Annotated in this window: 19 protein-coding genes; 9 read left to right on the top strand and 10 right to left on the bottom strand. The window is 42.3% G+C overall.

The window, feature by feature from the left end; genetic code table 11:
• Window positions 1–20: 20 nt before the first annotated feature.
• The 4 genes from NYE23_RS21615 to NYE23_RS21630 all read left to right on the top strand — a co-directional run bounded on the left by NYE23_RS21615 (window position 21) and on the right by NYE23_RS21630 (window position 2,853).
• Window positions 21–377, top strand: a complete 357-nt coding sequence (locus tag NYE23_RS21615; RefSeq protein ID WP_341080966.1) for a hypothetical protein — start codon at window positions 21–23, stop codon at window positions 375–377.
• Window positions 378–1,412 (top strand): alpha/beta fold hydrolase, encoded by a 1,035-nt coding sequence (locus NYE23_RS21620; RefSeq protein ID WP_341080970.1) that lies wholly within the window; start codon window positions 378–380, stop codon window positions 1,410–1,412.
• Window positions 1,413–1,718: 306 nt separating this feature from the next.
• Window positions 1,719–2,228 (top strand): phosphatase PAP2 family protein, encoded by a 510-nt coding sequence (locus NYE23_RS21625; RefSeq protein WP_341080973.1) that lies wholly within the window; start codon window positions 1,719–1,721, stop codon window positions 2,226–2,228.
• A gap of 100 nt (window positions 2,229–2,328) precedes the next feature.
• A complete protein-coding gene (locus NYE23_RS21630; RefSeq protein ID WP_341080976.1) occupies window positions 2,329–2,853 on the top strand; it encodes a MerR family transcriptional regulator in 525 nt (174 codons plus the stop codon).
• A 35-nt stretch (window positions 2,854–2,888) separates the two neighbouring features.
• Here the strand turns inward: NYE23_RS21630 and NYE23_RS21635 are convergent, their stop codons facing one another.
• The 4 genes from NYE23_RS21635 to NYE23_RS21650 all read right to left on the bottom strand — a co-directional run bounded on the left by NYE23_RS21635 (window position 2,889) and on the right by NYE23_RS21650 (window position 7,593).
• Window positions 2,889–3,485, bottom strand: a complete 597-nt coding sequence (locus NYE23_RS21635; protein WP_341080978.1) for a sulfite oxidase-like oxidoreductase — start codon at window positions 3,483–3,485, stop codon at window positions 2,889–2,891.
• Between the two features lie 516 nt (window positions 3,486–4,001).
• Window positions 4,002–5,312: a Na+/H+ antiporter family protein gene (locus NYE23_RS21640; protein ID WP_341080981.1), complete on the bottom strand. Its 1,311-nt coding sequence runs from the start codon at window positions 5,310–5,312 to the stop codon at window positions 4,002–4,004.
• Between the two features lie 312 nt (window positions 5,313–5,624).
• Window positions 5,625–7,127 carry a leucyl aminopeptidase gene (locus tag NYE23_RS21645; RefSeq protein WP_341080984.1) on the bottom strand — a complete coding sequence of 501 codons (1,503 nt, stop codon included), beginning with the start codon at window positions 7,125–7,127 and terminating at the stop codon, window positions 5,625–5,627.
• An 88-nt stretch (window positions 7,128–7,215) separates the two neighbouring features.
• A complete protein-coding gene (locus NYE23_RS21650; protein ID WP_341080985.1) occupies window positions 7,216–7,593 on the bottom strand; it encodes a DUF309 domain-containing protein in 378 nt (125 codons plus the stop codon).
• Between the two features lie 113 nt (window positions 7,594–7,706).
• Between NYE23_RS21650 and NYE23_RS21655 the strand changes: the two genes are divergently transcribed.
• The 3 genes from NYE23_RS21655 to NYE23_RS21665 all read left to right on the top strand — a co-directional run bounded on the left by NYE23_RS21655 (window position 7,707) and on the right by NYE23_RS21665 (window position 10,070).
• Entirely contained in the window at window positions 7,707–8,372 is a 666-nt protein-coding gene (locus NYE23_RS21655) for a hypothetical protein (protein ID WP_341080987.1), read from the top strand.
• Between the two features lie 421 nt (window positions 8,373–8,793).
• Window positions 8,794–9,270, top strand: coding sequence for a divergent PAP2 family protein (locus tag NYE23_RS21660; protein ID WP_061793504.1), 477 nt, complete (start codon window positions 8,794–8,796; stop codon window positions 9,268–9,270).
• A 14-nt stretch (window positions 9,271–9,284) separates the two neighbouring features.
• Window positions 9,285–10,070, top strand: coding sequence for a cobalamin-binding protein (locus NYE23_RS21665; RefSeq protein ID WP_341080990.1), 786 nt, complete (start codon window positions 9,285–9,287; stop codon window positions 10,068–10,070).
• Between the two features lie 50 nt (window positions 10,071–10,120).
• Here the strand turns inward: NYE23_RS21665 and NYE23_RS21670 are convergent, their stop codons facing one another.
• The 5 genes from NYE23_RS21670 to NYE23_RS21690 form a co-directional block, all read right to left on the bottom strand.
• Window positions 10,121–10,834 (bottom strand): 3D domain-containing protein, encoded by a 714-nt coding sequence (locus tag NYE23_RS21670; RefSeq protein ID WP_341080995.1) that lies wholly within the window; start codon window positions 10,832–10,834, stop codon window positions 10,121–10,123.
• A 190-nt stretch (window positions 10,835–11,024) separates the two neighbouring features.
• Window positions 11,025–11,348 (bottom strand): YuiB family protein, encoded by a 324-nt coding sequence (locus NYE23_RS21675; protein ID WP_341080996.1) that lies wholly within the window; start codon window positions 11,346–11,348, stop codon window positions 11,025–11,027.
• 329 nt (window positions 11,349–11,677) lie between these two features.
• On the bottom strand, window positions 11,678–11,803 hold the full coding sequence (locus NYE23_RS21680; RefSeq protein ID WP_159867914.1) for a YuiA family protein: 126 nt from the start codon (window positions 11,801–11,803) through the stop codon (window positions 11,678–11,680).
• 161 nt (window positions 11,804–11,964) lie between these two features.
• On the bottom strand, window positions 11,965–12,456 hold the full coding sequence (locus NYE23_RS21685; RefSeq protein WP_341080998.1) for an NUDIX domain-containing protein: 492 nt from the start codon (window positions 12,454–12,456) through the stop codon (window positions 11,965–11,967).
• A gap of 102 nt (window positions 12,457–12,558) precedes the next feature.
• Window positions 12,559–13,776 carry an NAD(P)/FAD-dependent oxidoreductase gene (locus NYE23_RS21690; RefSeq protein WP_341081001.1) on the bottom strand — a complete coding sequence of 406 codons (1,218 nt, stop codon included), beginning with the start codon at window positions 13,774–13,776 and terminating at the stop codon, window positions 12,559–12,561.
• Window positions 13,777–14,159: 383 nt separating this feature from the next.
• On the opposite strand from NYE23_RS21690, the gene NYE23_RS21695 reads away from it, so the two are divergent.
• On the top strand, window positions 14,160–15,158 hold the full coding sequence (locus NYE23_RS21695) for an NAD(P)/FAD-dependent oxidoreductase (protein ID WP_341081003.1): 999 nt from the start codon (window positions 14,160–14,162) through the stop codon (window positions 15,156–15,158).
• A 54-nt stretch (window positions 15,159–15,212) separates the two neighbouring features.
• Here the strand turns inward: NYE23_RS21695 and NYE23_RS21700 are convergent, their stop codons facing one another.
• Window positions 15,213–15,575, bottom strand: coding sequence for a HesB/IscA family protein (locus NYE23_RS21700; RefSeq protein ID WP_341081006.1), 363 nt, complete (start codon window positions 15,573–15,575; stop codon window positions 15,213–15,215).
• A gap of 192 nt (window positions 15,576–15,767) precedes the next feature.
• Here NYE23_RS21700 and NYE23_RS21705 point away from each other — a divergent pair, with 192 nt between their 5' ends.
• Window positions 15,768–16,463: a DUF2225 domain-containing protein gene (locus NYE23_RS21705; protein WP_341081010.1), complete on the top strand. Its 696-nt coding sequence runs from the start codon at window positions 15,768–15,770 to the stop codon at window positions 16,461–16,463.
• The last annotated feature ends 154 nt before the right edge of the window (window positions 16,464–16,617 follow it).

A 16,617-nucleotide genomic window follows, 5' to 3' on the forward strand; every position in this document is an offset into this window, starting at 1 on the left:
TCATAGAAAGGAGAAAGTTTATGTCTATTAACCATACAGAAGCCATATTGCAGGCAATAAAAAAGTTAGGGACAAAAGTGGAAAGAGAACTGAATGAATCTATTCAGAACTCTATTAACAAAGAAGATATTTTCAAAAACTTAGTCACTCGTTCCGAGGTGACCGCAGCAAGCATGAAAAAACTCCGGGACGCCATTGAGACACTATCCATCCCTCTTAATTTCCCTACCAAGACTGACGTGGCAAATGCAGCAAAACTAACTGTGCAGGCTGAAGAAAAAATGGATCAGATTGACGAAAAAGTCATCGCTTTGGCCAGATCAATTGAGGAAATAAAAAAAGCACTTGGCAGCCCTGCTGAAAGCGCGGAAAAATAAATGGAACAAAATACAGCTTCCAAAAAACTGCTTGGATTCGTTAATACTCTTTTACAGCCTGAACCGGAGATCAATTTAACTCCAAGGACTGCAGTCTGGAAAAGAAATAAGGCAACTCTCTGGCACTATGCCCCTTCCAGCAAAAAATACACTATTCCCATTTTCCTTGTTTATTCACTTGTCAATCAGCCCTTTATTTTAGACCTGGGACCACAGAACAGTTTAATCGAAGCTTTAATTAACAGCGGGTATGATGTCTATTTGCTGGATTTCGGGATTCCGGGCTATGAGGATAAAGACATTACGATGGAAGATTATATTACTGAATACATCCAGAAGGGGGTAAAAAGAGCTTTATATCACTCGGGAGCAGACGAAATAACTGTCATGGGCTTTTGCCTGGGCGGCACATTTGCAGCCATTTATGCGGCCATTGCGGATGAACCTGTCAAAAACTTAGTATTGTCTGTTGCACCGGTTGATTTCAGCATTGTCCCGGTCTTTGATAAATGGGCAGATGAGCTGCGAAATGGAGAAGGCAGCCTGGATGACACTTTTGATGCATGGGGACTTATCCCCGCCTTTGCCATTAAATCAGGTATGCGGCTATTTACTTCCCCCCTTTATTACTCTCCATATTTTTCGCTTCTGGCCAGGGCCGACGATGAAGTATATGCTTCCCGCTGGAAGAGATTTAACCATTGGACCAATGGCCATATTCCATTTGCAGGGGCTGCACTGAAGCAAATCCATCAAGATCTTTTAAAAGACAATAAGCTTGTGAACGGTGCATTAACGATCGGAGAAAAGAAAGCCGTCCTCAGTAATATAAAAGCTAATTTGCTCGCTGTCGCTTCAGATAATGACCGTCTTGTTCCAAAAGAACAGATTATTCCGATCATGGACTTAGTGTCTAGTGCTGATAAAACTTTTCATCTCCTTCAGGGCGGGCATGCCAACCTTACTTCAGAAGGAAAAGTTCCTGACTATATGGACAAATGGCTGTCAGCAAGATCAGGACAGATAATATTTTAATTCCCCTGCCTCTGCAGGGGATTCAATATTTAAAGGAGGTAACTTGATGACTTTATGGAATTATCCAAATTATATTATAAACGATTACTCCATCAGTGCTTATATGGGTTTTGCTTCAGTTGTGTTTAGAGACTTATTTCCTGCTTAGTTTTAAGACCATGCAATTGCTGCATGGTTTTATTTTTTTGTGTTAGCTCAAATGGTGTTTTTACATGCCAAGCTGCAAATAATAAGCAAATGAACAAAAGGCGTTCACAGGAAAGCGTTAAGCAGTTATCTGCCCAAGGACAGAAAAGGAGACTAAAAATGGACATAAAGATTTTCAAGGCAATCAGCCGTTTATCCGGACGTATGGCTTTCATGGACTTTTTGATGATTCTTTTATCAAATAGGGCAAGGTATTTATTTTTATTTGTACTGACATGCATGTGGATGGCCAAAGGACCTTCCAGAACATCCGCAAAAAAAGCTGCTGCAGCCTCCCTGATTGCTATTTTTGTAAATAAGATTATAAAAATTTGTTATTTCAGGCCCCGTCCCTTCACAAAAAACAAGGTTGGCCTACTGATTCCATCCAAAAGAGATTCAAGTTTTCCAAGCAAGCATACAGTAGTGTCGTTTGCTGCTTCTATCGTCATTTTTTACGGAAACCGATTTATAGGGCGCATTTTGCTGTGGGTTTCAGCATGCACAGGCTTCGCCCGCATCTGGGCCGGCCACCACTACCCTTCCGATGTAGTTGGCGGTGCTCTTATTGGCGGAACAATAGGCTGGTTCACAGAAAAATTTTCAAAACCAGAAATAAAAAAAATGTAAAATTCACACTTTCTTTGGCGAAAGAAAACTTGTTTTGTCAGCCGGGAAGGACTTCCCTTTATACGGAGAGAATTCATTGTGAAAACGGGAGGGGATCAGGATGAATACGAGTGCTGCTGCCAAATTATTAGGGGTTTCACCAAGCACTATTCAGCGATGGGTTAAACAACTGGAACTCCGGACGGAACGCAATGAATTGGGCCATTACTTATTTACGGAAGAAGACATTAGCCTGCTGAGACAGGTGCAGGATCAGCTTAATCAGGGGATTATATTACAGGATGTTACTGTAAAGGGTAAAAAGACGAGAAAAGGTACGGTCCATGGCGAAACAGCTGCTGCTCCGGCCATGGAGAAAATATATCTAAAAATCAGCGAGCTTGAGAAGCGGCTGAACGGAAAAGCAGATGATGTGGTGTCTTATCAGCTGCTTCAGCACCGCAGCGAAATAGAGGAACTGCAGAAGGAAAATGCACGTCTGCTTAAACGAATAGAGGTGCTTGAAGCCAGGACAGCCGTTAAAAATCGGGACATCCCTCCTGATACCCTTCTGGTTTTTGATCAGGAGAAGCCACGGAAGAAATTAAAAAAGAGAAATATTTTCACTATGCTGTTCGGATTTTAATAAGTATAAAAGCGTATGCAACGCTTTTATACTCATTAATCATCCCAGCTGAACCTCTGTTCGCGAAAGGGGTCTCCATAGTTGTGATAGCCGTTTTTCTCCCAAAAACCGGGCTTGTCGGTTTGAGAGAATTCAATGCCTCTAATCCACTTTGCACTTTTCCAGAAATATAGATGCGGAATCACTGCACGCAGCGGAAATCCGTGCTCGGGAGTAAGGGGCTCACCGTTATGAGTATGGGCAAGCAGACTGGTGCTTTTTAAAAAATCTTGAATGGGGAGGTTCGTGGTCCAGCCTTCTTCCGCATGAAGAATCACAAATTGTGATGTTTCTTTTGCACCTGCCAGCCTGGCAATCTCTGCGGCAGGGACTCCCTCCCAGACATTATCAAGCTTTGACCAGCCCGTGACACAGTGGATATCATTTTTGTACTGAGTCTGAGGAAGGTTCATTACCTCCTCATGCGAAAAGGATAATTTCTTTTCTACTTCTCCAAATATTTGCAGATTCCATTCCTTCATATCCTTATAGTACGGAACATTTCCGTAATGCAGTACAGGAAAGGCGGTAGTCACGTTTTGATTGGGCGGTACCCGGCTTGAGGTCTGTTTTCTGATTTTCCCAAAATACACTGCAGCCACCTCCGTTCCTTTTTCTTTATCGTACCCTACTTTAAGGCTGATAACAATAACAAAAGCGGAAGCGCCTTGCCCACGAAGGAACGCAGACTAAGATCGCCACGTCCTGTGGCAACGTCTGCATGACCCGCATCCTCCCAAAAGCTGTCGCTTTTGGTCGTGCGATGTTATGCTGACGAAGCCTTCCTTGTCCTGCGGGCCTCAAGCACAAGACGAGCCTCCCGGAAAGGCGTTCTTTGCCTTTTTGGGAGGATTGTCCGAAATGTGGAGGCGACTGCTTAGGGACGACAAGCATAAGACGAGCCCTGCAAGAAGGTGTTATTTCCTTCTGGAAGGGATTGGCTAGTCTTTCGTCCCTAGGAGCCGAAACAAGACAAGCTTGTGACCTCGAGGGGGTAGGCGCTGAAGCTAGACCTAGATAAATTTTTCCACAGAATTATATACATATCGCGATTTAATAATTTCCTAAAAAAATGAGAAAGCAGCCCCCTTCAGGGAAGCTGCTTACGATTATAAGATCATTGCCGCCAGCCATCCAAACAGGATGAGCGGAATATTATAGTGCAGGAATGTTGGGACACACGTATCCCAGATGTGATTGTGCTGTCCATCTGCATTCAAGCCTGCTGTTGGCCCCAAGGTACTGTCTGACGCAGGCGAACCGGCATCTCCGAGAGCAGCGGCTGTTCCAACCAGAGCAATTGTTGCCATTGGGCTGAAACCAACCTCAAGTGAAAGCGGCACAAATATGGTTGCAATAATTGGGATTGTTGAGAATGAGGAACCGATCCCCATTGTAACAAGTAAGCCGACAAGAAGCATTAACAAGGCTGCAAGTGATTTATTATTGCCAATTACCTCAGCCGCCTGTGCAACAAGGCTATCGACATCGCCTGTTTCTTTTAATACATCAGCAAATCCGAATGCAGCCAGCATGACAAATCCAATGAATGCCATCATCTTCATACCCTCAGTTAATAGCTGGTCTGCCTCGTTCCATTTAATCGCACCGCTGATGTAAATAACTATAATACCTGTCAGTGCCCCAAAGATCATCGAATCAAGCTGCAGCTGGACGATGAGAGCTGCTGCAATTGCAACAAGTGAAAAAATTATGCCCTTTTTGGAGTAATTGCCTTTTTCCGTCTCAATTAATTCTGATGGACGATAATCCCTCTTTTTACGGTAAACAAATAATGCAGCCAAAAGACCGGCAGCCATACCGGCTACTGGAATAAGCATAGCCTTCGGGATGTCAGCCATTTCCACTGCCAGCCCGCTGCTCTCCATATTTTCTGCGAGTATTCCTTGGAATATCTGGCCAAAGCCTGCAGGAAGCAAAATATATGGAGCGGTCAAACCAAATGTCAGTACAGACGCGATCAGACGCCGGTCTATTTGCAGCTCATTCATAACCTTTAATAATGGCGGAATTAAAATGGGAATAAATGCGATATGAATTGGAATTAAGTTTTGGGAAAAAATGGACATTAATAAAATAGAAAATACGATAAGTGCCTTTGATAATGTTTTCCCTCTGGACTCCCCGTCTTTTCCGACCTTGTCCAGGACCCATTCCACTAATAGATTCGGAAGCCCTGTTGCGGAAATGGCTAAGGCAAATCCGCCCAATAACGCATAACTCAATGCAACTTCAGCACTGCCTCCAAGTCCATTTGAAAAAACTTCAATTGTTTTATCTATACTTAATCCGCCTGCGAGCCCCCCTGCCAATGCACCTGCCACAAGAGCAAGAACTACATTGACGCGCAGAAGGCTGAGAACAAGCATGATCAACACTGCAAGTATAACTGCATTCATGATGCAACCCTCTTTCTTTCATTTGTTTCACTTTCACTTTAGTCTGCTAAATTGGTAGAGAACTAAAACACATGTATTAAATTATCATACTTCTTCTTTTTATGTCAATGATTTTTGGCGAATTCAGAAATGGGAGTTTAGGCCAGTAGAAGCTATTCGCCGGTATTTGTATGATATAGGGCCGGATTTTGCCGGTTTTGACCCGTAATTCAAGGATTTTTTCCGGTAATTTACATTTCTGTAGTTCCTTATGTTAATAGAGAAAAAACGCATAAAAAAACTCCGGAGATGTCCGGAGTTCCGAAATCAATATTATTTTGTTTCAAATCTTTCAACCAGCAATGCCAATGTACGCACCATTACGCCTGTCGCGCCATCTGGCCCAAGATCATGGCTTTTTGCTGTTGTGGCTGTACCTGCAATATCGAGGTGCACCCATGGTGTGTTTTCGGCAAATTCGCCGACAAAACCTCCGCCCATGATCGCATGGCCGGCACGTCCGGGTGAATTGTTCAAATCCGCAATCTTGCTGCTTCTGATTCTTTCTTTATCTTTTTCAAAAAGAGGCAGCCGCCAGATTGGTTCGCCTGCTTCATAGGAGGCTTCCAGCACTTGTTCAAACCACTCTTCATTATTGGTTAATGCACCTGTTGTTTCTTCTCCCAGCGCAACAATGACACCGCCAGTCAGAGTTGCAACATCCACCAGGAAGTCAGCTCCATGATGCTTCGCATATGTTACTGCATCAGCAAGTGCAAGACGTCCTTCTGCATCTGTGTTGAGGACTTCAATGGTTTTTCCGCTCATGGAGGTGATGACATCATCCGGCTTAAATGCAGTTCCGCTCACCATATTATCTGTAGAAGGAATGACAGCGACAACATTTTGTTCAGGCTTCAGTTCGCCGATGACTTCCATTGCGCCAAGTACTGCCGCTGCACCGCCCATATCGGATTTCATGCCGACAATGCCGTCCTTCGGCTTAATGGAATAGCCCCCTGTATCAAAGGTGATCCCTTTACCGACGAGGCCAATAACATCCTTCCATTCTTCCTTGCCCTGATATTTTAAGACAATCATCTTAGGAGGCTCTGCAGACCCCTGATTAACTGCCAAAAGAGCACCCATGCCAAGTTTAAGCATGTCTTCTTTTTCCAGGATTTCCACTTCAAATCCGTATCTCCACGCCAGTTCAGATGAGTAATTTGCCAAATCAGTGGCAGTCAGCATATTGCCTGGCAGATTTACTAATGTACGGGCTGAGTTCGTTCCTTTCCCATGGGCATATCCAACTGTAAGGGAAGCCTTTACATCTCCCTCTTCGGCGGCTTCGCAATAAACGGCAATACTCTCAATTTCCTTTTCCGGTTCATTTGATTTCTGTTTGTAATCTTCAAACTTATAGGTGGACAGGGCAAACGCCTCGCTTAGGGCATGTGCTGCATCCAGCGCATCTACATTTCCGCCTATAAAAGTATCAAGACAAACACCGGCATTTTGAAGCTTGGACGATTTCACTTCCTTGAATGCCTTTCCCAATGCTTCACGCAAACCTTCAAAGCTGAATTCTTTTTCTTTTCCAAGACCTACTGTAATAAATCGTTTGGCCCCAATTTTTCCAAAAGTATGTATTTTTGCAATGGCTTTTTTCTTGGCAGAAATATCGCCGCTCTTCACAAGTTCTGTCAAATGGCCCTCAAATTGTTCATCTGCACGGGCAAGTATTCCTTCAAACCTGGCTGGTTTATCAAAAACACCAACAATCAGGCATTCCTGTTCGGCTGAAACGTCAAATTCTTTCTTAACAGAAAACATACTGGCACCCCCATAATCTATTTATCACTTTATTATATCGAAAATACTGAATTATTTCGACTATCTAATTTTATAATGTTCTGCTTTGCTACTCTTCCAGATACAGTATCAGCTGAGGCAATTTAGGCAGAATGCCGACCTTTTCAAATGGAAGCCGGTCGATATCTTTCGGAAATATGGAGAGGCATTCTTCAATAAAGCCGTACACATGCTCAAGATCCAGCCCCCAATGTCCGGGCCTGTATGCCTGCAGATATTCATGTGCAGCCTGCATCATCAGCCTTGCACCTTTGACATTGCCATATTCATAATGATAAATGCTGACACTCATTTGCAGCAGGCCTTTAAAAAACAAATTGCCTTTATCAGTCATCCACATTTCTTCAAGAAGATCATGGCAGGTGTAATAATCACCTTCATTGAAACTGACAAAGAATTCGTAGTATTCAAGAGGATAATCTTTCATGAAATCACTCCAAATTCCATACTTTCTTCTACTGATCATTTTAACAAAAGAAAAGGGATTAAATATAATCATTAATTATGGGGTAAAGAAATAGAAACAGAAAGGAGAATGTTATGGATCCTCTATTATTTGCCGTTTTCACAGCCGGATATATACTGCTATTTATTTGGGCCGTTCTCACTGTAAAGAACAGCGGCCCTGTTAGTGCTGCCTTCCTGCTGCCTGTAATTCTCGGATTGATTTACGATAATGGAATTCTTGCTGCTGGCAGTTTGATCGGGGAAGGCAGCACTCTAAAGCTGCTGAATTATCTCCGATACTGGATTCACGCCTTCTTTACGCCGCTGCTTGTTCTATATTCCTGGCATACTTTAAAACAAGCTGATATTGATTGGGCAAAAACAAGTAAGCTAAAATGGGCTGCATACCTGCTTACTGCCGGATTGGTTCTTCTGGAGCTTTTCACCGAGGTTTTCGGCCTTAAACTGGAAGCGAGATCGGAATATGGAGTTCTAAGCTATTCAAACGCAGAGGCGCAGGGCGGCCCTCCGAAAATGGTACTGATCGTTTCCGCTGTATTGCTGGCGGCATCTATCATTATTTGGCGCATACAGGGGTGGTTCTGGTTTTTTGCGGGGTCCTTATTGATGATTATCGGAAGCGCCATAGATATTCCCATTGAAAGTGCCGCTGCCGTGAATGCTTTTGAATGGCTTCTGTTGCTGTCACTGACTGCAACAGCGTATTTTCAAAAAAAACGCTGTTTAACAAAAACTTAAAGCAGACCCTCTTGCAGGAAGGAACAATCTATTGGAGAATATTAGTTAGTATAACTTTACGGCAGCTCCTGAATCTTGAAGAGTCCGAGCAAGGGTATAACTTCGGACATTGAAAGCAGAAATGTGCTGGTCAGAGTCAGAACCCGATTCAACTTCTGACACAGAAAGCAGAAATGCGCTGGCCTGAGTCCGAACCCGATTCAACTTCTGACACAAAATGCACATATGCGCTGGCCTGAGTCCGAACCTGGTTCAACTTCGGACACAAAAAGCATAAATACGCTGGCCTGAGTCCGGATCCGATTCAACTTCAGACACAAAAAGCAAAAAAGAGCAGCTCAGAGTCCGAACCTGGTTCAACTTTCAGAATGCAGAATAGAAGTCAAATATGGAGTATCATAAAACCCAAAGGTGGTCTCACATGGAATTATTGACAAATTTCCCTCTATGGTCTGCTTTGGCAGCCATCTTCTTTGCCCAATTTGTAAAAGTGCCCATTCAATTTATTGCCACCCGAAGAGTGGATTGGTCCCTTTTAACCAGTACAGGCGGAATGCCAAGCTCACACTCGGCTGCAGTAACTGCCCTTTCAACCGGGGTGGCACTTGAGACCGGAATGGATTCCGCTGTTTTCGCTGTTTCTGCTGTTTTTGCCATTATCACCATGTTTGATGCTACCGGAGTGCGGCGCCAGGCCGGGGAACAGGCGATTGTATTAAACCAGCTTGTTGCCGACTTCAATAAATTCGTTGAAGAAGCAAAGACATGGCAGAAAAAAGCAGGCCGGGAAAAACAGAAAGAATTGAAGGAGCTGCTGGGCCATAAGCCGATAGAAGTACTCTTTGGCGGCCTGACTGGAATCTTATTAACCTTAGGGCTTCATTATTTATTTTCCTAAAGGGTGTGATGTGAATGAAAATCCTTTCTTTATGCCCAAGCAATACGGAATTAGTGGAATACTTGGGATTGACTGATATGCTTGCGGGCGTGGACGATTATTCGGATTGGCCGGAGCAAATTTCCAATCTGCCCCGGCTGGGTCCTGACTTGTCTATTAATATGGATAAAGTGGAGGAATTGAAACCGGATCTTGTGCTTGCCTCCCTGAGTGTTCCAGGCATGGAAAAGAATGTAGCAGAGCTTGAAAAAAGGCAGATTCCGCATATTGTCTTAAATCCCCAAAGTCTCACAGATATTGCAAATGACCTGGTTTTTGCTGCTGAAAAAATTGGGAGGCCAGAGAGAGGGATTTTGGCGGCTAAACAATTTACTGAAAAAATAGAGGAACTTAAGCGTATCTCAAGCAGGATTGAAATAAAACCAAGCCTCTATTGGGAATGGTGGCCAAAGCCTGTATTCACACCAGGCAAGGTCAATTGGCTGACGGAAATCAGTGAAATAGCCGGTGGACGGAATTTATTTGCTGATGTTGAGCTTGCAAGTGTCCAGACTGATTGGGAAGATATCCTGAATCGGCAGCCGGATTATATCTGTCTCGCCTGGGTCGGTGTCAGAAGAGAAAAGGTAAATCCGGAGATTGTCCTGAAACGTCCCGGCTGGAGTGAAATGGAAGCAGTAAAACAGAACAGAATCCTGGTTCTGGAAGAAGAACTGTATTGCAGGCCTTCACCGCGGCTGATTGAAGGGGCCATTAAATTAGCGGAAAAGATCCATCCGCAGGCATTTTCTATTTGTTAACACAAAAAGGCAAATCCGTTCATTGTATCGGATTTGCCTCCATCTGCTGTTTATTTTTTCTCAGATTTAATATATTGCTGTCTGAAGACCTGCATGGCTTCATTTTCATTCAGTAACCTTAAATCTTCTTCCGTAAGGGTTCCATCGCCCATTTCAACGATATAAACATCGAGCGTTTTCTTTCCCCAATTATTATAAACATCATCAACCGTTTCATAATAGAGATCCAATTTATTCCCCTTAATGGCACCGCCTTTATCTGCTACAACACCATACCCATATTCAGGAATAAACAGGATCGTTCCAATCGGAAAAACATTTAAATCTGCTGCGACGGTAGAGTATAAGTCCCTTTTAACTTTAACACCTGAGTATGTAATACCAAAGGACGGGTGATCCGGATTTTTTCCCGTCGACTCGTAAAAAGCGGTATATCCTGTAGCAATTACTTGCTTTTTCTGATACTGCGACCAGTCAATTGATTCTTCCAAGGTCGGCGCCTGTTCAATTGCCACAGCTTCACTCGCAGAAATCTTCGGTTCCAGGCTCACGGCCTGCTTCAAAAACTTAAATGCTACGCCAACCGATTTTAATGTATGTTCAAACTTTGAATTTCCATTTTCGCCAGCTTGTTCAGCATTTTGCTGCAGCTGAATAATTGATCTTGCTTCCACACCGGAAATCGAATGAAAAGTTGTCAATAATGCACCTATAAATAAGGCTGACATTACTGTACGTTTCATCCATTTTGTAAATTTGCTCATCTTTTACACTCCTCCCAAAGTTAGTCATTTCCCTTCTTCGATAGAAATATTCATAACTTATGGGAGAGAAAGGCTTCCAGCAGCCGATTTCAGACAGGATAAAACCAGTAATGCCAAAGGCTTGCCCGATTTGATCACACTAATCAAAAAAAAAAAAATCCCTGCAGCCGGCAGAGATTTCATCATCAATTTAAAACATCCGATATCCTTTTTTACGGAGCAGTCTAATCGTAATTCCGGCAACAATGGCGCCTGCCATTCCGCTGCTGAGTATAAGTATGTCAGCCAGAGCGAGGCTGGACAATTCAACGCCAAGACTGGAAAACGATGCGCCCGGTTTTTGAAAATACTCAATGAAACGAACTTTATCGATGATAAAGATGGCAATAACCGGATAAATAATAGCCATAATCCAAGACATTCTTAACAGCATATTTAATATAAAACCTATCCCAAAAAACAGCACAAAAAACAGAAGCATTGAAATAGGCAAAACGAAAATCGTCATTTGCATGAACTTGTTTCCTCCCTTAACACATCAATAATTAGTGTACTTTAATGTGGATTGGGGAGTCAACAGGAAAAGCGGGTGTGTCAGTACACCCGCTAATGAAAAGAAAAACTTCGCAGTCCGCGAAGTTTAAAGTTTATCGCAGTCTAACGGGCAGTAAGACCCCCAGCGGAATTAATGAGGATAAGTGGGGGTCAAACTGCCCGTAAAGGCCCGAAAAGAAGAACAAAGACGTTGCCACATCCTGTGGCAACGTCTTTGTGACCCACTTCCTGTGGGCCTCAACTAACAATCAGTGGGGGATAAAGCCCCCCACTGATTGAAGTTTCACTTTATTCCTTTTTCTTTCCTGTCCCCCCGCAGCAGCTGCAGGTTTCAGATCCGCCTAATAGTAATTGAAAATACCCTTTACCTGAACAATACATACACTCTTTGTTTTCATATTTCTTAGCTGTCATTTCATTCATCTCCTTTTGAATTTACGTAACTGAATTTTCTGATAATATATCAAGAATTTGAATAAATGAAAAGCTCCATATTTCTTGAAAAACTATCGTTGGAAACGCATACAAGCATTATTTACTTCTGATATCTCGTTCTATCTTTAAATTTCAGAAAATTATAAAAATAGGTTATATGCTGTATAGCCGAAAGTATCCCCTGGATTAATGCCGTTAATTAAAGGTTTGATAGACGAATCCGAAGAATTCAATATGTATTTTAAAAGAACTGATGCATTCGGATCATTTGCAAGCTCTACCGGGTTGCGAAACTGCACATCAAAAAGTTCGCTTTCCTGAACTTTTAATGATTGTTCAGGCTCAGCTTCAAGCAAAAACAAGATCATATTATCACTGACTTCTCCTCTTATGACACCTGTACGCAATCCAAGCAGGCCTTTGACAGTACATTTTATTCCGGTTTCCTCTTCTACTTCCCGCACTGCAGCTTCATCAGCCGTTTCACCTGGTTCTACAAACCCTGCCGGCAAAGACCATTTGTCTTTAAGGCCTCCGTATTTCTTTTTTACGACAAGCCAATTGCCTTCAGGAGAAATAACAAGCCCGGAAACCGCAAGCCACACTTTTCCCCTTTTATGTTCGACTCCCATTCTAAAACCCCCTTTTACGTATTCTATCACGAGAAAAGGCACCATTAAAAAAAGGGACAGACTTTAGAGTCCATCCCTTATATATAAATGATAGCTGATTGATTAAAGAACGTTGAATTTACCTTTTTTCAATACAAGAGATGGTCCGCCAACCATGTAAAGAGCACGGTTATCGATCATCTTCTTCATGAATGAAGCTTTAGTCCCGACCATTTTCTTTCCGAATGCCACACCGATGGCATCGTGTTCGCCCAGAGAACATACAGTACCTTTAATATCCGGTGTAAACGTTTCAAGCTCAGTTTTATTGCGGATTAAAGCTGTAATGTTTCTTGCACATACTTCACCCTGCTGCATAGCAATTTGTGCAGTAGGAGGGTATGGACGGTTAATTTCTTCATTGATGATTAATGAGCAGTCTCCGATGATAAACATATTATCATGGCCAGGAGCGCGCAAATCAGGCTGAACTTTTACACGGCCGCGCATTGCTTCAATGCCGGAATTTTCAATAATAGAATTTCCGCGTACACCTGCAGCCCAGACAACTGTTGCAGCTTTGATTTCTTCTACTTCATCTTCGCCCTTGCCAACGATGATGCCTTCAGGGGTAGCTTCTTTAATTGCTGTTCCGATCATGAATTGTACGCCTTTTTTCTCCAAGTGAGATACAGCGTAATTAACAAGCTCAGGATCAAAGCCTGGAAGAACCATTGGAGCTGCTTCCACACAAATGATTTTGACTTTATGGTAGTCTACATCGTACTCTTTGCATAGCTCAGGAACACGGTTTGCCAATTCTCCAAGGAATTCAATCCCAGTGAAGCCTGCACCGCCGACAACAATTGTCAGGCGCTCGTCTTTTTTCTCGGCTTCTGTATTATAAGTAGCAAATTGATATTCAATATGCTCGCGGATCTGACGTGCAGCATTTACATTGACAATCGAAAATGCATGTTCCTTAAGTCCTTTGATGCCGAATGTTTCCGGCTCGGCTCCAAGTGAAACAACCAGATAATCATAGTCAATTTCGCCGTTTTCCAAAATGACTTTCTTTTCTTCTGCTTTAATTTCAAGAGCAGTGCCCTGTACAAATTCAACTTTGTTGCGGTCAATAACATCTTTTATTTCATAGCGTACACGATCATGATGAAGAGTTCCGGCTGATGCCTCGTGCAGCCATGTTGTTTCATAATGGTAGTCATTCTTATTCACTAAAACGATTTCCGCTTCGTTTGTTCCTACAGATTTCTGCAAACGGGTTGCAACCATCAAACCGCCGTAGCCTCCACCGAGGATTACAATCTTTGGCTTTCTCAAGTGTATCACTTCCACCTTTTTTAAGTATTTTCTAATGTTTTCTTATCTTCCGCTGCTTTATATTTTTTATAGCAAAAAACATAAAAAAACTTTGTGATTTTATTCACGAAACAATACAAAAAAACTCAAAAAAATTGTCATAAAATATTAACATTATTCCTCCATTAATCTTATTCTACTTCATATAGTTTTTCAACCCTAAAAAAAAAGACGAAAAACTTAAAAATTTTAGGAAAAATTAAAAAAATATACGTATTTTTATTCCATGTATTCCGCTTGAAATCTTCCAATTATTCATAATATTTACCTCTGTTCGTGAGGTTTCAAACGATTTATGTTAAAATAAAGAGTGGAATTTCAATACATACGTGGGGGGATATTGCATGAAAGAAGATCAAAAAGTGTATGACATAACCATCATTGGCGGGGGGCCAACTGGTTTATTCACTGCTTTCTACGGGGGCATGAGACAAGCATCAGTAAAAATTATTGAAAGCTTGCCGCAGCTTGGGGGACAGTTATCTGCTCTTTATCCTGAAAAATACATATATGATGTTGCCGGCTTCCCGAAAGTCCGCGCCCAGGAATTAATTGATAACCTTAAGGAACAAATGGCTAAATTCGAGCCGACTGTATCACTTGAACAATCTGTTGAAAAGTTAGAAAAGCAAGCTGATGGAACATTTAAGCTTACAACCAATAAAGAAGTGCATTATTCAAAAACCATCATTATCACTGCCGGCAATGGCGCTTTCCAGCCTCGCCGTCTTGAACTTGAGAGTGCAGTTCAATACGAAGGCAAAAATCTTCATTACTTTATTGATGATTTAAATCAATTCGCAGGCAAAAAAGTAGTTGTTTTCGGTGGAGGGGATTCTGCAGTGGACTGGGCATTGATGCTTGAGCCTATCGCTGAGAAAGTGACGATTGTTCATCGCCGCGATAAATTCCGCGCGCATGAGCACAGTGTAGAAAATCTGCAGAACTCTAAAGTTGAAATTAAAACACCTTATGTTCCTGCTGAGCTTATTGGTGACAGTGAAGGAATCAGCCAAGTCGTACTTGAAGGTGTCACTTCAAAGGAGAAAGAGGTATTTGATGTTGATGCTGTAATCGTTAACTACGGATTCGTTTCCTCCCTTGGCCCAATTAAGGAATGGGGTCTTGATATCGAAAAGAACTCCATCGTTGTTAACTCCAGAATGGAAACTAACATCGAAGGCATCTATGCGGCCGGCGATATCTGCACATACGACGGAAAAGTCAAGCTTATTGCCTGCGGTTTCGGTGAAGCGCCAACTGCCGTCAATCACGCAAAATCCTACATTGATCCAAAGGCGAAAGTACAGCCAATGCACAGCTCTTCCATGTTTGGCAAATAAGATAAGAAAAGGACGGCCCGTTCGGACCGTCCTTTTTTTATGCGCTATGTTATTTTAGCACTCTTCCGGTGTACCTGTATTTGCAGCGGTACGGAAAGAGGATCCGCAGCCGCAGTTTGCAATGGCATTGGGATTGTCGATTGTGAATCCGCCGCCCATCATAGATTGTTTATAATCAATTTTTGTGCCATTTAAGATAGGTGCGTCTTCCTTGCTGACAAGAACCTGAATTCCATAGTGCTCTGACTGGATATCATCTTCCTCGGCTTCGTGTGCAAACCCCATTCCATAGGAAAGCCCGCTGCACCCGCCTCCTTTAACGGCTACACGCAAGAATGCATCTTCTTCCTCATTTTGTTTCATCATTTCTTTTATATGCAAAGCTGCTGCTTCTGTTATATCCACAACTTTTTCCATGTTATTCCCTCCTGTCATGTAAGGATACTTCTATAATCATAGTATATACAGTAAAAGGTATGTGCTCAACTTAAGAGGCTTTTACTTTTTCTAATTTTTTCTGAGACAGCCCACGCGATAGTTCTTTGTACTCATAAAACACACCGGTTGTGGTATAATGGTCATAATTATTTTCCTCGGAGGTGGCATTCTATGCAGCAATTAAAGCCTACTTATGATAAAAAATGCGTATGCAGAGTCTGCAAACAGAGTTTCACCACTAAAAAACTCCGCTCCAGATTTGTAAAAGCAGCTGATTATGACAGTGATTTCTGCCCTAATTATTCTGATGAAAGCATGAACCCTCTTTTCTATCATATTAATACATGCCCGCATTGCGGCTACTCAGAATCGGAAGATTTTTCTCCCTATTTCCCGCCGGGAGCACTTGATATGATCCATTCTAAAGTTGCAAGTGCCTGGATTCCCCAGGATTATTGCCAGGATCGATCCATCATTGGGGCAGTCAACACCTATAAGCTGGCTATATATTGCGGAACTTTAAAAAGGGAGAAGCATATTATTATGGCTGGTTTACATGTCAGACTCGCCTGGCTTTACAGGGGTATGAAGAATGATGATCAGGAACAGCGCTTTTTGAAGTTTTCTCTAAAGGAATATGTGGAGTCTTATATGTCAGATGATTTTAAAGGGTCATCTATTTCTGAAACGAGGATTTTTTATCTGATTGGGGAGTTATCCCGAAGAACACATCAGTCTGAACAGGCTGTAAAATATTTTTCAAAAGTAATTGAACTGCAAAGCCGCTCCACTGAGCCAAAATTAATTGAAATGGCCAGAGAACGCTGGTATGAAATGAGACAGGAACAAAAAACTGCCGCTAATTAAGGAATGAGAAGAGGTACGAAATTTTATCGCTCCCAGCTTGTTGAGAAAGGGGTTTTCTCAACAAAGTTTTCCTTAAAATGAAATATACCAAAGGAAGATTGCTTTCCTGGTTTAAAAAAGATCGCCATGCAACTAATTTAGCGGAGCAAACCAG

Origin of the sequence: Cytobacillus sp. FSL H8-0458 (genome assembly GCF_038002165.1) — a bacterium.
In the GTDB taxonomy this organism is placed as follows: Bacteria; Bacillota; Bacilli; order Bacillales; family Cytobacillaceae; genus Cytobacillus.

Bases quoted from the DNA above. Each gene is read 5' to 3' on its own strand.
- NYE23_RS21615 (WP_341080966.1), top strand. From the start codon at position 21: ATGTCTATTAACCATACAGAAGCCATATTGCAGGCAATAAAAAAGTTA.
- NYE23_RS21620 (WP_341080970.1), top strand. From the start codon at position 378: ATGGAACAAAATACAGCTTCCAAAAAACTGCTTGGATTCGTTAATACT.
- NYE23_RS21625 (WP_341080973.1), top strand. From the start codon at position 1,719: ATGGACATAAAGATTTTCAAGGCAATCAGCCGTTTATCCGGACGTATG.
- NYE23_RS21630 (WP_341080976.1), top strand. From the start codon at position 2,329: ATGAATACGAGTGCTGCTGCCAAATTATTAGGGGTTTCACCAAGCACT.
- NYE23_RS21640 (WP_341080981.1), bottom strand. From the start codon at position 5,312: ATGAATGCAGTTATACTTGCAGTGTTGATCATGCTTGTTCTCAGCCTT.
- NYE23_RS21645 (WP_341080984.1), bottom strand. From the start codon at position 7,127: ATGTTTTCTGTTAAGAAAGAATTTGACGTTTCAGCCGAACAGGAATGC.
- NYE23_RS21650 (WP_341080985.1), bottom strand. From the start codon at position 7,593: ATGAAAGATTATCCTCTTGAATACTACGAATTCTTTGTCAGTTTCAAT.
- NYE23_RS21655 (WP_341080987.1), top strand. From the start codon at position 7,707: ATGGATCCTCTATTATTTGCCGTTTTCACAGCCGGATATATACTGCTA.
- NYE23_RS21660 (WP_061793504.1), top strand. From the start codon at position 8,794: ATGGAATTATTGACAAATTTCCCTCTATGGTCTGCTTTGGCAGCCATC.
- NYE23_RS21665 (WP_341080990.1), top strand. From the start codon at position 9,285: ATGAAAATCCTTTCTTTATGCCCAAGCAATACGGAATTAGTGGAATAC.
- NYE23_RS21670 (WP_341080995.1), bottom strand. From the start codon at position 10,834: ATGAGCAAATTTACAAAATGGATGAAACGTACAGTAATGTCAGCCTTA.
- NYE23_RS21675 (WP_341080996.1), bottom strand. From the start codon at position 11,348: ATGCAAATGACGATTTTCGTTTTGCCTATTTCAATGCTTCTGTTTTTT.
- NYE23_RS21680 (WP_159867914.1), bottom strand. From the start codon at position 11,803: ATGACAGCTAAGAAATATGAAAACAAAGAGTGTATGTATTGTTCAGGT.
- NYE23_RS21685 (WP_341080998.1), bottom strand. From the start codon at position 12,456: ATGGGAGTCGAACATAAAAGGGGAAAAGTGTGGCTTGCGGTTTCCGGG.
- NYE23_RS21695 (WP_341081003.1), top strand. From the start codon at position 14,160: ATGAAAGAAGATCAAAAAGTGTATGACATAACCATCATTGGCGGGGGG.
- NYE23_RS21700 (WP_341081006.1), bottom strand. From the start codon at position 15,575: ATGGAAAAAGTTGTGGATATAACAGAAGCAGCAGCTTTGCATATAAAA.
- NYE23_RS21705 (WP_341081010.1), top strand. From the start codon at position 15,768: ATGCAGCAATTAAAGCCTACTTATGATAAAAAATGCGTATGCAGAGTC.